Origin of the sequence: Salmonella enterica subsp. diarizonae, from assembly GCF_008692785.1 — a bacterium.
Taxonomy (GTDB): Bacteria; Pseudomonadota; Gammaproteobacteria; order Enterobacterales; family Enterobacteriaceae; genus Salmonella; species Salmonella diarizonae.
The window spans coordinates 93,125-106,777 of the sequence record NZ_VXJV01000008.1 but is presented as its reverse complement, the minus strand read 5'-3'; the positions used below and the strand labels follow the sequence as shown (position 1 = coordinate 106,777).

Sequence of the window (13,653 nt, the reverse complement as noted above, 5' to 3'; positions counted from 1 at the left end):
TGCAACATGCGTAGAGACCGCAGTGTAAACCAATTCAATTCGTGCGCCACTAGCGGGAAATGAAATAATGTGTAATTGGATAATTATCAGGCAAAAAGCGAAACCGGGCAGTGTATTGCCCGGTCAAACGTTACGAAAGCGTTGCTAACCATCCTGCCTGGGTCATCCATTCGGTGACCGGCGCAAGAGTGAATTCGACGCACAGTAGCCCTACCAGCGTCAGTACGATAGTGTACGGTAACGCCATCCAGACCATACGGCCATAGGAGAGACGGATTAACGGCGCCAGCGCGGAGGTCAGCAGAAATAAGAATGCCGCCTGACCATTTGGCGTCGCTACCGATGGCAGGTTAGTACCGGTATTGATGGCTACGGCTAACAGCTCAAACTGTTTTAAGCTGATGGCGCCGTTTTCCATTGCCGCCTTCGCTTCGTTGATATAAATGGTGCCAACAAAGACGTTATCCGAGATAGAGGACAACAGGCCGTTAAAGAGATAGAACAGCGTTAGCTGCGCGTGTTCAGAGGCTTGCAAAACGAACTGAATAATCGGCGCGAAAAGATGTTGATCGATAATAACCGCCACAATTGAGAAGAAAACGGTTAACAGCGCAGTGAACGGCAGCGACTCGGTAAACGCTTTGCCGATGGCGTGTTCATCGGTTACACCCGTTAACGCGGTGGTCAGAATAATTACCGACAGACCAATCAGTCCCACCTCCGCGAGATGGAGGGCGAGGGCGGTAACCAGCCAGACGCCAATAATCGCCTGGACTATTAGCTTAATTTTATCCTGGCGGGTGCGCTGCTTACGGCTTTGGTCGTCGAATTGCTGCAAGACGCCGCGGACTTTCTCCGGCAATGTTTCGCCATAGCCAAACCAGCGCATCTTCTCGACCAGCATACAGGTTAACAGCCCACATACCAGTACAGGGACGGTGACAGGCGACATCCGCAAAAAGAAGTCGCCGAAATGCCAGCCAGCCGCTTTAGAAATGATCAAGTTTTGCGGCTCCCCGACCATGGTCATGACGCCGCCCAGCGCCGTACCCACGCCCGCATGCATCATCAGGCTACGCAAGAAGCCGCGGAATTGTTCCAGCACCGTTTTGGAATGCTGCTCAATATGGCTGTCATCCAGCATATCGTTCTCTTCGCCGCGCGATGAGGCCACACGATGGTAAATCCCGTAAAAACCGACGGCGACGCTGATCACTACCGCGACGACGGTAAGTGCATCAAGGAAAGCCGACAAGAACGCGGCGGCGACGCAAAAAGCCAGCGACAGGACCATCTTCGAGCGGATACTGAGTAACAGACGGGTAAAAATAAACAGCAGTAACTGCTTCATAAAATAGATACCCGCCACCATAAACATCAGCAGCAGCAAGACTTCCAGGTTGGCGGCAACCTCTTCACGCACATGGGCGGCGCTGGTCATGCCGATGATGACGGCTTCAATGGCCAGTAACCCGCCGGGCAGCAGGGGGTAACACTTTAACGCCATCGCCAGGGTGAAGATAAACTCTGCCACCAACAGCCAACCGGCAACAAAGGAATCAGCGAAGAAAATGAATGGGTTGATAATTAAAAAGACCAGTAGTGCCAGTTTGTACCAGTCAGGCGACTGGCCTAAAAAGTTGCGCCACATGGCGCGACCCCAGGAGATCTCCATGAAAGTTTCCCTTACCTAAAAAATAAAATAGCGTTTTTATGTTTAAACACAGAGAGTAGCGAGCGCGGCGAATGCAAGCAAGTCCTTAACGATATTGGCAGGCGATATCAGAAATGGTGTCTTGATCCCCTTTTTCTTCATCGCGTCCGCTATCAGGTGCTACGCCCGTCTGGTATGATGAGTGTAACTATGTTTTGCTGTGTAATGGAAATCTCACTATGGTCATTAAGGCGCAGAGCCCGGCGGGTTTCGCGGAAGAGTATATTATTGAAAGTATCTGGAATAACCGCTTTCCTCCCGGCACGATCTTACCGGCAGAACGAGAACTCTCCGAACTGATCGGCGTGACGCGCACGACATTACGCGAGGTATTACAGCGGCTGGCGCGAGATGGCTGGCTGACCATTCAGCATGGCAAACCGACAAAGGTCAATAATTTTTGGGAAACGTCAGGGTTGAATATCCTTGAAACGCTGGCCCGTCTTGACCATGAAAGTGTTCCACAACTGATCGACAATTTGTTGTCGGTGCGTACCAATATTTCTACTATCTTTATTCGTACTGCGTTGCGTCAACACCCGGATAAGGCGCAGGAAGTGCTGGCCACTGCGCACGAAGTGGCCGATCATGCCGATGCATTCGCCGATCTGGACTATAACATCTTTCGTGGTCTGGCATTCGCCTCTGGCAATCCTATCTACGGCTTGATCCTGAACGGCATGAAAGGGTTATACACCCGCATTGGTCGCCACTATTTCGCCAATCCGGAAGCGCGCAGTCTGGCATTGGGCTTCTATCATAAATTATCGTTGTTATGCGAGCAGGGCGCGCACGACCAGGTGTATGAAACGGTGCGGCGTTACGGACATGACAGCGGCGAGATTTGGCATCGGATGCAGAAAAATCTGCCCGGCGATTTAGCGATTCAGGGACGATAATCCAGCGACGCCCGGTAGGCGCAAACGCTACCGGGCAGCATCACAATTACAGAGTGTTCATGCGCGGCGGGCAACGTTCAAGCAGTTCTACGCTGCCATCCTCATTTTGTTGCTCCAGCATCACATCAAAGCCCCATAACCGATGCACATGTTTCAGCACCTCTTTGCGGCCTTTATCCAGCGGCGCGCGGTTATGCGGGATATACCGTAACGTCAGCGATCTGTCGCCGCGTAAATCGACATTCCAGACCTGAATATTCGGCTCCAGGTTGCTCAGATTATACTGTGACGACAGTTTTGAGCGAATCTCCCGATAACCTTCTTCGTTATGAATGGCGGAGATCTCCAGATAATTATGCCTGTCATCATCAAGTACCGTGAAGAAACGGAAATCACGCATCACCTTTGGCGACAGGAACTGGCTGATAAAGCTTTCATCTTTAAAATCGCGCATGGCGAAGTGCAGCGTTTCCAGCCAGTCGGAACCGGCAATATCTGGAAACCAATATTTATCTTCATCCGTGGGCGACTGACAAATACGCTTGATATCCTGGAACATGGCAAAGCCGAGCGCATAGGGGTTAATTCCGCTATACCAGGGGCTATTATAGGGCGGCTGGAATACTACATTGGTGTGGCTGTGTAAAAACTCCAGCATAAAGCGTTCCGTCACTTTGCCTTCATCATACAGATGATTCAGGATGGTGTAATGCCAGAAGGTCGCCCAGCCTTCGTTCATGACCTGCGTCTGTTTCTGCGGATAAAAATACTGGCTGACTTTACGCACAATACGCAGAATTTCGCGTTGCCACGGCTCCAGCAACGGGGCGTTTTTCTCCATAAAATAGAGCAGGTTTTCCTGCGGTTCAGAGGGAAAACGGCGTGCTTCGGCGACAGTTTTCTCTTCCTCGCGTTTTGGCAGCGTGCGCCACAGCATATTCACCTGGCTTTGTAGATACTCTTCCCGGCTTTTTTGTCGCGCTTTCTCTTCCTGCAATGAGATTTTCTGCGGGCGCTTATAGCGATCGACGCCGTAATTCATCAGCGCGTGGCAGGAGTCGAGCAGTTTTTCTACTTCATCCACTCCGTAGCGTTCTTCACAGCGGGTAATGTAATTACGGGCGAAAATCAGGTAATCGACGATAGAGCTGGCATCCGTCCAGCTTCGGAATAGATAATTATTTTTAAAAAAGGAGTTGTGTCCGTAACAGGCGTGCGCCATTACCAGCGCCTGCATGGTGATGGTGTTCTCCTCCATCAGATAGGCAATACAGGGATTAGAGTTGATCACAATTTCATAAGCCAGTCCTTGTTGACCATGCTTATACAGGCGTTCAGTCTCAATGAACTTTTTGCCAAACGACCAGTGCGGATAGTTGATCGGCATTCCGACGCTGGAGTACGCGTCCATCATCTGTTCGGAAGTGATGACTTCAATTTGGTGCGGGTAAGTATCCAGTTTGTAGAGTTTCGCCACGCGGTCTATCTCTGCCAGATAGACATCCAGCAGATCAAATGTCCAGTCGGGTCCATCGCTCAAACGTGTGGTGTCCTTGTTCATCGAATCAATCGTAACCATTCGCGCACCCTCATTGTTGGCGACGCTCTCTGTATGGAGCGCCTCCTTTCAAGCATAGAACACCATGTTAAAAAACGACTTGATCGCGAAAATTTTTCTTTGCGATTTCCGCCACTCTGAACGGCAAAAAAGCGGGCATTGGCATCATTTTATGCTGTATAGAAATGAGGCGTAGCAGGAGATCCCAAACCAGTGGGATCGCTTGCCTTTAGGGTATATGTGAAGCACGTCACCATAAAAAAGTCATATGTTGAATAATATTTTCATCTGGGTTATCAAGATGTAATCAGAAGATTATTCTTTTACTATTAACGGAGTGGCTATGCGAGTTGTCATCCTGGGGAGTGGCGTAGTTGGCGTGACCAGCGCCTGGTATTTAAGTCAGGCGGGACATGATGTCACCGTCATCGATCGCGAATCCGGCCCGGCGCAAGAAACCAGCGCGGCGAATGCCGGACAAATTTCACCGGGATATGCGGCGCCGTGGGCGGCACCTGGCGTACCGCTGAAGGCGATAAAATGGATGTTCCAGCGCCATGCGCCACTGGCGGTGCGTCTGGATGGCACCCCGTCTCAACTGAAGTGGATGTGGCAAATGCTGCGTAACTGCGATACCCGGCATTACATGGAAAATAAAGGCCGCATGGTGCGTCTGGCGGAATATAGCCGCGACTGTCTGAAAACGCTACGCGCCGCGACCGGTATCGAATATGAAGGCCGCCAGGGGGGAACGCTACAGCTCTTCCGCACCGCGCAACAGTATGAGAACGCCACCCGTGATATCGCGGTGCTGGAAGATGCTGGGGTGCCGTATCAGCTCCTGGAATCCAGCCGACTGGCGGAAGTTGAGCCCGCTCTGGCTGAGGTTGCGCATAAATTGACCGGCGGACTGCGCTTGCCGAATGATGAAACCGGGGACTGTCAGCTCTTTACCCAGCGTCTGGCGCACATGGCGGAGCAGGCAGGCGTAACCTTTCGCTTTAATACTCCCGTGGAAAAATTACTGTACGAAAATGAACAGATTTACGGCGTGAAATGCGCCGATGAGATCATTAAAGCAGATGCGTATGTCATGGCGTTTGGATCGTATTCGACGGCGATGCTTAAAGGTATTGTTGATATTCCGGTATATCCGCTGAAAGGCTATTCATTAACCATCCCAATCGTCGAGCCAGACGGCGCGCCAGTATCGACGATTCTTGATGAAACCTACAAAATCGCCATTACGCGTTTTGATAAGCGTATTCGCGTGGGGGGAATGGCGGAAATCGTGGGCTTTAATACCGACTTACTGCAACCGCGCCGCGAGACGCTGGAGATGGTTGTGCGCGATCTCTTTCCGCGCGGTGGCCATATTGAGCAGGCCACATTCTGGACCGGCCTGCGGCCCATGACGCCGGACGGCACGCCGGTAGTGGGACGCACCCGTTATAAAAATCTGTGGCTTAATACCGGACACGGCACGTTAGGCTGGACGATGGCCTGCGGTTCAGGCCAGTTGTTAAGCGATATCTTGTCGGGTCGTACGCCAGCGATACCCTACGACGATCTGAGCGTTGCGCGATACCGTTCCGATTTTACGCCCACCCGTCCGCAACGTTTGCATAGCGCGCATAACTGATAAAGGAAGTGAAATGACCCGCCCTATACAGGCCAACCTTGATTTACAGGTAATGAAACAAAATTTGGCTATTGTGCGCCGGGCGGCCCCAGAGGCGCGCGTCTGGTCGGTAGTGAAAGCCAACGCCTACGGCCACGGTATTGAACGCGTCTGGAGCGCGTTGAGCGCCACAGATGGTTTCGCTATGCTCAACCTTGAAGAGGCGATTACCCTACGTGAGCGCGGGTGGAAAGGGCCGATATTGATGCTGGAGGGTTTTTTCCATGCGCAAGACCTGGAGGCGTATGACACTTATCGGCTGACCACCTGCATCCACAGTAACTGGCAGTTGAAAGCGCTGCAAAATGCGCGGCTTAACGCGCCGCTGGATATCTATGTCAAAGTTAACAGCGGCATGAACCGACTCGGTTTTCAGCCTGAGCGGGTGCAGACCGTCTGGCAGCAATTGCGGGCAATGCGCAATGTCGGTGAAATGACAATGATGTCACATTTTGCCCAGGCCGATCATCCGGAAGGTATCGGGGAGGCGATGAGGCGTATTGCGCTGGCGACGGAAGGCCTTCAGTGTTCATACTCGTTATCAAATTCGGCAGCGACGCTGTGGCATCCCCAGGCGCATTATGACTGGGTCAGGCCAGGCATTATTTTGTACGGCGCGTCGCCGTCAGGACAGTGGCGGGATATTGCCGATACCGGACTAAAACCCGTGATGACGTTGAGTAGCGAAATTATTGGCGTGCAGACGCTGAGCGCGGGTGAAAGGGTAGGCTATGGCGGGGGGTATTCTGTGACTCAGGAACAACGCATTGGCATCGTCGCGGCGGGTTATGCCGATGGCTATCCACGCCATGCGCCGACCGGGACGCCTGTGCTGGTGGACGGTATCCGTACCAGAACAGTAGGCACCGTTTCAATGGATATGCTGGCGGTGGATTTGACGCCGTGTCCGCAGGCGGGGATCGGCACGCCGGTTGAATTATGGGGCAAAGAAATTAAGGTCGATGATGTCGCTGCTGCGGCAGGCACTCTGGGCTATGAGCTACTGTGCGCCGTAGCGCTGCGCGTGCCTTTTGTGACAACGTAACGTTACTCAAACTAAGATATCGACCGGTTCACCTGGTGGGCCGGTCGACGTTTTCAGGCGACCTTATTCTGCTTCGTCTTCGGCGACGCGTACCCCAATCTTGCGTACCACGTTATCTTCTTTTTCAGCTACCGTCCAAATCATGCCGCCAAACTCCACCTGATCGCCGACGACCGGCGCGGCGCCCAGCAGTTGCTGTATGATTTCACCCAGGGTTTGTTGTTTATCCCGGTATTCCGTTCCTTCTTCCAGCCCGTAGATAAGCGCCACGTCGGCGAATTTCGCACTCGCTTCGAGGATAAAATCGCCAAAGAAACGCTGATCTAACGAAACTGGCGGCGACTGGCTAAACAATTTGCCCAGCGCTGGCAGATCGCGCTCCCGGCCAATCACGCATAGTACGTCGCCTTCCCGCAGGCGAGTACTGCCAGTGGGATGAAACAGTTCATTATTGCGAAATAGCGCGGCAATGCGGGTTTCGTTCGGCATATGCAGGTCGCGCAACGCCGCGCCGACGCACCATTTGTCCGCGCTCAACTGATAGATGAATTGCTCCCACGGATTATCAGGATGGATGTCAAGCCCCACGCGCGATACTGGCCAGCCAACCGGAGGCACGACCACTTTGGCTCTTTTCGCCGCCCATGACAGCGATGTTCCCTGCAGGAGCAGCGACACCAGTACCACAAAGAAAGCGACATTAAAGAACAGGCGAGCGTTTTCAAGCCCGGCCATCATCGGGAAAACGGCGAGAATAATCGGCACCGCGCCGCGCAGTCCGACCCAACTGATGAAAATGCGTTCCCGAAGATTGAAGCCGCGAAATGGCAGCAGGCCGGTAAACACCGACAGTGGGCGGGCGAAGAAAATCATCCAGATAGAGAGAATGAGCGCAGGGACGGCAATCGGCCATAGATCGGAAGGCGTCACCAGCAGCCCCAGTACCAGGAACATCGCGATCTGCGCCAGCCAGGCCAGTCCGTCAAAGTTTTGCAGAATGCCGTAACGGTTGCGAATCGGGCGGTTTCCTAACAGGAATCCGCACAGATAGACCGCGAGAATACCGCTGCCTTCAAGCGCGGTCGTCAAGGCAAAAATCAGAATACCGCCGCTGAGCGCCAACATCGGATACAGGCCGCTGGGCAGGGAAATTCGATTAATCATCTGTTGTAACAGATAACCCCCGCCCAGGCCAAAAACAATACCGAGACCGAACTGCTGGATAATATGGACGGCAAACATCCAGTCCAGACCGGTTTCATGTTTCTGGATCATCTCAATTAATGTAATGGTCAGAAAAACGGCCATCGGATCGTTACTACCCGACTCGATCTCCAGCGTGGAGCCTACACGTTCGTTTAGCCCTTTACCGCCAAGCAGAGAAAAGACCGCCGCAGCGTCAGTGGAACCGACTATTGCGCCAATGAGCAGACCTTCGATAAGATCCAGATGAAACAGCCAGGCGGCCATCATACCTGTTAGCCCCGACGTGATCAGCACGCCGAGCGTCGCCAGCGACAGCGCGGGGCCCAGCGCTACCCGGAAAGAGCTGGCCTGAGTGCGCATTCCGCCATCGAGTAAAATAATCGCCAGCGCCAGGTTACTGACCATATAAGCGAAAGGATAATTATCGAAAGGAATACCGCCGATGCCATCCACACCGGCTAACATCCCAATGGCGAGGAAGATGACCAGAATCGGGATACCTAGCCGCGATGAGAATGAACTTAACAGGATACTGCTGGTTACAAGGATGGAACCTAAAATAAATAGACTAATAATTGTTGCAGCATCCAACGTTTTCTATCTCCTGACTTACGCGACTTCGTATTATTTAACATTAACATAATAACGGCCGGGACAGCGTTTTACTTAGCCTGTCGGCGGTTTTTTTACAATTGCAGCGTAGGATGACCGGATAAAGTGAGTTGAGTACCCTGGCGCGTATTTTTAAGCGTAGCGTTTGCCCCGATAGGGAGCGTCACTGTACGCTGTTCATGCCCGAAGTCGAGACCGGTAATCAGCGGAACGGACAGACGGGAACGTAAAAACGCGTAGACGCTCTCCAGAGAATAGCCCGCGTCATACTCGTTGGGCGTCGCACCGCTAAAGCTGCCGAGAATGATGGCGCTCTGACGGTTTAAAATTCCGGCGTACTCCAGTTGCAAAAGCATACGCTCGACCCGGAAAGGATGCTCATTGACATCTTCCAGCACTAAAATTCCTTTATCGATAGTCGGCATCCAGGGCGTACCGATAAGGGAAATCAACATCGCCAGATTTCCGCCCCATAAGGTGCCTTGTACGTCGCACTGAGGGCCGTCGCCTTGCCACTCTACGGTAAATTGCGCCTTGCGTAGCGCCAGCCAGAAATGTTGCTCGGTGAACGCATTCAGCGTTTCGGCGCCAAAATTTGCCGCCAGCATAGGACCGCTAAAGGTGATGACATTGGCCTGCGCCAGGAGTCCAGCCTGAATCGCCGTAAAATCGCTATGACCGCAAATGAGTAAGGGGGCGCGCTGTTGCCGGGAGGCGATCGCTTGCCAGTCAATACGGTCCAGTAAGCGGCTGGCACCATAGCCACCGCGCACCGGCATGACAATCGTATCCGGCGTGGCCAGAGAGGCCAGCGAATTAACGTCGGCCAACCGTTCCGCGTCCGTACCGGCAAAACGCTGATAGCGGCGGCGAATCACCTCGTTATTCTCCACCTGATGACCTGCGTCGGTCAGGCGCTGAACGCCGCGTAACGCGGCCTGTTGGTTAATACAGTAGCCTGAGGGGGCGATTAAATGAAACAGAGACATGGCAATTCCTTGCTGACAATAGAATGCAAATGTATATCATGCCGCATATATTAGGCGATGTCCCTCGTTGTGCAGCGTTTCTGTATGACGCAATGAGGGCGGCAGCCTGAGTGCCTGGCCGGGGTGATTTCGTCCCTGGCCGACAAGAGGTTAATGAGCGCGCCAGACCTGTGTGACAGGGCGATGGTCAGCGGACATTGCGCCTCAGCGACAAGTTCCGGCTATAAGGATAGATGACGTGAAATTAAGATGGTTTGCTTTTTTGGTAGTAATACTGGCTGGCTGTAGCTCAAAACAGGATTACAGGAATCCGCCGTGGAATGCCGAAGTGCCTGTAAAGCGTGCGATGCAGTGGATGCCCATCAGTGAAAAAGCCGGAGCGGCATGGGGGGTTGATCCGCATTTAATCACCGCGATTATCGCTATTGAATCCGGCGGCAACCCTAATGCGGTCAGTAAGTCCAATGCGATTGGCCTGATGCAGCTAAAGGCGTCGACCTCCGGGCGCGACGTTTACCGTCGTATGGGCTGGCGTGGCGAACCGACCACCGGCGAGCTGAAAAACCCTGAGCGTAACATCTCAATGGGCGCGGCGTATCTGAGCATTCTGGAAAATGGGCCGCTGGCCGGCATCAAAGATCCGCAGGTGATGCAATATGCGCTGGTCGTCTCTTATGCTAACGGTGCAGGCGCATTATTGCGTACTTTTTCATCCGACAGGAAGAAGGCGATAGAAAAAATTAACGATCTGGATGCGGACGAGTTTTTTGAACATGTTGTTGATAATCATCCCGCGCCGCAGGCGCCGCGCTATATCTGGAAGCTTCAGCAGGCGCTGGACGCCATGTAGTTTAGCGTGAAGATTATTCTCGTACTTTATTCGCTCTTTCTCGGGCGTCGCGCTCAAGCGAAAAAATAATCCGCTGTAACTCCCGCTCCACCGCCGGGCTAACGTTAAGGAAACGAAAGCTCAGGCGGGGAGTGGTGATCGTTTCATTTTTCCCATCAATCACCTTACGTTCGCTGATGGCGATAAGCTGGGCGTCAACGTGAAAAATCCCCCATTGCCCCATGTTCAGTTCAACCTGCGAAAAGCGTGCGCCTTCCGTTAATCCGTCGGGGATGGCGGATTCCAGTAGCGCGCCCATGCCGCCAAGAGAAAGATCAAACAGGCGAAAACGTAACGTATGGGTGTCCGGTAGCGTGGTGACGCCGTAGTAAGGCGGATACAGCGGTGCGCCAATGCGAAAATACTCCCGGCGCTGGACAAACCACAGTGAGGACGGCAGGGGCGTGATAAAGGCCGGAAGCTGCTGATAGTGACCTGCGACGAGCTGCGGCAACGTGAACTCGACTTTTGCGCCCTGCGTTTCTGCGATAATGGCTACCTGCCCGGCGCGTAATACGGCGCTATTTTCATATTCCTGGCTGCCGTAATCCATGATGAGTTTTTCCGGGTCTACCGCCAAAATTTTACTGATGAATTGCCCCTTCGCCCATGAAATACGCAGTGGAACCTGATTTTTATTTAAATCCCGTAGCACGCCTAATATCGCTAATGGATTTTTTTTCAGGAACTGCTCATTGTAACCACTCACACGAAATAACCCCTGATACACAGACTATCGTTGGGTTATCGGCATCTGTTGAAAGAACTTAATAGCGATAAATAAATTTTTACGCCCACGAGATAAATCAATGTTCAGAAGTGCGGCGTCCGACTTTGCCTATACTTAAAACGTTTTTACTGGAAAGAGGGTTTGCAAATGGGAATTATCGCCTGGATTGTTTTTGGTTTGATTGCCGGCGTTATCGCCAAATTGCTTATGCCGGGGCGCGATGGCGGGGGATTTATCCTGACCTGTATTCTCGGTATCGTCGGGGCGGTCGTTGGCGGATGGCTGGCGACGATGTTTGGTATTGGCGGCAGTATCAGCGGCTTTGATCTGCACAGTTTCCTGGTCGCCGTGGTAGGCGCGATCGTGGTGCTGGTGATTTTCCGCCTCCTGCGACGCGGCTAACCGCTGCAGAACGTTTAAGCGTTGACCCGGTCAGTGCCGGGTCAACCTACTATAAACGTGCGTTACTGCGTCGCCGCGGACGACGTTTTTGTTGGCGTCGCGCTTAACGATGCCGGACGAGTAGACGGTACGCTATCACACGGTTTTTCCTGCGGACAAATCAGATCGAGCATTTTCAGCGTCACGCCGTTGGTCCAGCCAAAGCCGTCCTGAAGGGGATATTCGCCGCCGCCTCCGCCGGTTCCGGTACTGCTGACGTCATATTTTTCGACCAGTTTTTTCTCGCGATCGTAGGTATGCTGCACATTGGTTAAAAAGCGCCAGGTCACTTCCATTGCCACGTTATCCTGCCCATAATTTTGCAATCCTTCGGTGGCGACCCATTGTAACGGCGCCCAGCCGTTTGGCGCATCCCACTGCTGTCCGCTTTTCACCGAGGTGGTAGCCAGACCGCCAGGCTGTAGCAGATGTGCCTGGGCCGCTGCCGCCACTTTCGCGGCGCGCTCTTTCGCGGCGGCGTTTACATAGAGCGGGAACAGTGCGGCAGCGGTGAGTTGGTTACGGATTTTATTACTCTTCAGATCGTAGTCGGCATACCAGCCTTCTTTGTTATTCCACAGATGCATTTCAATGGCTTTTTGCCGCGCGTTGGCCAGCGCGTCATAGTGCGAGGCTTTGGCCTGATCGCCCGCCGCAGCGCTGGCGCGGGCGAGGGTTTTCTCCAGCTTATACAGCAGAGCGTTAAGATCGACAGGGACAATCGTGGTGGTTCGGATGGTACTGAGCTGCTGCGGATTATCCATCCAGCGGGAGCTGAAATCCCAGCCAGAGGCGGCGGCAGAGCGGAGGTCTCGATAGATCTCGGTTGCCGGGCGGTTGGGGTTGCTTTTGGCGGTAGCGATATCTTCAACCCAGGATTCAGGGCGGGGCGTATCCCGATCGTCCCAGTAGCGGTTGAGAACGCTGCCGTCCTCCAGTTTGACGACGCGTTGGTTTTGTTGCCCTGGCTGCAATGTCTCAACGCCTTCCATCCAGTAGGCGTACTCTTTTTGTAGCTGCGGCAGGTATTCTTTCAGCGCATCGTTACCTTCATGTTGCGCCAGTAACTCAACCATAAACGCAAAGAAAGGCGGCTGCGAACGACTCAGGTAGTAGGTACGGTTGCCGTTAGGAATATGCCCCCAGGCGTCAATTTCGTAACCAAAGTTCGCCACCATATCCGCAACTTTATCCCAGTGCCCGCTTTCCGCCAGCCCCAGCATCGTAAAGTAGCTATCCCAGTAGTAAATTTCTCTGAATCGCCCACCCGGTACGACATAGGACTCAGGCAACGGCAAGAGCGAGTCCCACTTTTCGACGTTTTTAGTTGAACGGGTCAGCACCGGCCACAGGCCATCAATATGTTCACGCAATGACTGCCCGGCAGGCGGGACATATTTTTCACCCGCTTTCGGCAGGGTGAAGTTAACATCAACAAAATGACGCAAATCGAAGCCGGACAGGTTCCGCTGCATACGATAATCCGCAAGAATCATGAGCGGATCGCTATTAGGTATGGCGTCAGCAAAGGTTTTCTGATCGGGGAAGAGTTTTGCATTCTGGACATCATTAAAGAGCGGGCCAAGCAAAATATCCGGCGGCGGTGGAGTTTCGGTGTCGGAAGAAGAGTCTGCGGCCGTCGCCGAAAACGATGCAAATGTCAGCAGCGTCCCTGCCAGCGCCAGTTTTATGGCTTTTTCCAGCAGAACAGAACGGCGAATCTCGGGGGGTATCATCAAGTTATCTCCTTAGCGGTGAGCCAAAGCCAACGGCATTTACCATGACAAAACCTTAGCCTACGATGACCAGATACGCGTGATTGAACCGCTATTTTGCGAACAAACAGACATTTTATTCAGACAGAATTTATCGGCGCGCGCGTGGAAAAT

General features: G+C 53.0%; 10 protein-coding genes and 2 pseudogenes. 6 read left to right on the top strand and 6 right to left on the bottom strand.

Translation table 11 applies throughout. From position 1 onward, the window contains the following. Nucleotides 1-130: 130 nt before the first annotated feature. Nucleotides 131-1,675 carry a Na(+)/H(+) antiporter NhaB gene (gene nhaB, locus F4V72_RS17160; protein WP_023247703.1) on the bottom strand — a complete coding sequence of 515 codons (1,545 nt, stop codon included), beginning with the start codon at nucleotides 1,673-1,675 and terminating at the stop codon, nucleotides 131-133. 218 nt (nucleotides 1,676-1,893) lie between these two features. Between nhaB and fadR the strand changes: the two genes are divergently transcribed. Next, the gene (gene fadR, locus F4V72_RS17155; protein ID WP_023247702.1) at nucleotides 1,894-2,613 is read left to right on the top strand and encodes a fatty acid metabolism transcriptional regulator FadR; all 720 of its coding nucleotides are present in this window, start codon (nucleotides 1,894-1,896) and stop codon (nucleotides 2,611-2,613) included. A 46-nt stretch (nucleotides 2,614-2,659) separates the two neighbouring features. Here the strand turns inward: fadR and F4V72_RS17150 are convergent, their stop codons facing one another. After that, a complete protein-coding gene (locus tag F4V72_RS17150; RefSeq protein WP_053528975.1) occupies nucleotides 2,660-4,192 on the bottom strand; it encodes a SpoVR family protein in 1,533 nt (510 codons plus the stop codon). A gap of 322 nt (nucleotides 4,193-4,514) precedes the next feature. Between F4V72_RS17150 and F4V72_RS17145 the strand changes: the two genes are divergently transcribed. From F4V72_RS17145 to F4V72_RS24850, 3 genes and pseudogenes are all read left to right on the top strand, one after another. Continuing rightward, nucleotides 4,515-5,813 carry a D-amino acid dehydrogenase gene (locus tag F4V72_RS17145; protein ID WP_023247700.1) on the top strand — a complete coding sequence of 433 codons (1,299 nt, stop codon included), beginning with the start codon at nucleotides 4,515-4,517 and terminating at the stop codon, nucleotides 5,811-5,813. A 13-nt stretch (nucleotides 5,814-5,826) separates the two neighbouring features. Further along, entirely contained in the window at nucleotides 5,827-6,897 is a 1,071-nt protein-coding gene (gene dadX, locus F4V72_RS17140) for a catabolic alanine racemase DadX (RefSeq protein ID WP_080070250.1), read from the top strand. An 18-nt stretch (nucleotides 6,898-6,915) separates the two neighbouring features. Continuing rightward, nucleotides 6,916-7,023, top strand: a pseudogene (locus F4V72_RS24850) (hypothetical protein); the annotation flags it as partial. Here the strand turns inward: F4V72_RS24850 and F4V72_RS17135 are convergent. Together F4V72_RS17135 and ldcA are read right to left on the bottom strand one after the other, a co-directional pair. Further along, a pseudogene (locus tag F4V72_RS17135) lies at nucleotides 6,979-8,694 on the bottom strand (potassium/proton antiporter); the annotation flags it as partial. The pseudogenes F4V72_RS24850 and F4V72_RS17135 overlap by 45 nt on opposite strands. Nucleotides 8,695-8,789: 95 nt before the next feature. Then, nucleotides 8,790-9,704 (bottom strand): muramoyltetrapeptide carboxypeptidase, encoded by a 915-nt coding sequence (ldcA, locus tag F4V72_RS17130; RefSeq protein WP_136058315.1) that lies wholly within the window; start codon nucleotides 9,702-9,704, stop codon nucleotides 8,790-8,792. Between the two features lie 238 nt (nucleotides 9,705-9,942). On the opposite strand from ldcA, the gene emtA reads away from it, so the two are divergent. After that, on the top strand, nucleotides 9,943-10,554 hold the full coding sequence (gene emtA / locus F4V72_RS17125; RefSeq protein WP_023247696.1) for a membrane-bound lytic murein transglycosylase EmtA: 612 nt from the start codon (nucleotides 9,943-9,945) through the stop codon (nucleotides 10,552-10,554). A gap of 13 nt (nucleotides 10,555-10,567) precedes the next feature. Here emtA and ycgR read toward each other — a convergent pair whose 3' ends face one another. Beyond that, nucleotides 10,568-11,302 carry a flagellar brake protein YcgR gene (ycgR, locus tag F4V72_RS17120; protein WP_023247695.1) on the bottom strand — a complete coding sequence of 245 codons (735 nt, stop codon included), beginning with the start codon at nucleotides 11,300-11,302 and terminating at the stop codon, nucleotides 10,568-10,570. A gap of 168 nt (nucleotides 11,303-11,470) precedes the next feature. Here ycgR and F4V72_RS17115 point away from each other — a divergent pair, with 168 nt between their 5' ends. Further along, the gene (locus F4V72_RS17115; protein ID WP_053528977.1) at nucleotides 11,471-11,725 is read left to right on the top strand and encodes a GlsB/YeaQ/YmgE family stress response membrane protein; all 255 of its coding nucleotides are present in this window, start codon (nucleotides 11,471-11,473) and stop codon (nucleotides 11,723-11,725) included. A 62-nt stretch (nucleotides 11,726-11,787) separates the two neighbouring features. Here the strand turns inward: F4V72_RS17115 and F4V72_RS17110 are convergent, their stop codons facing one another. Beyond that, nucleotides 11,788-13,500, bottom strand: coding sequence for an alpha,alpha-trehalase (locus tag F4V72_RS17110; RefSeq protein ID WP_023247693.1), 1,713 nt, complete (start codon nucleotides 13,498-13,500; stop codon nucleotides 11,788-11,790). Between the last annotated feature and the right edge of the window lie 153 nt (nucleotides 13,501-13,653).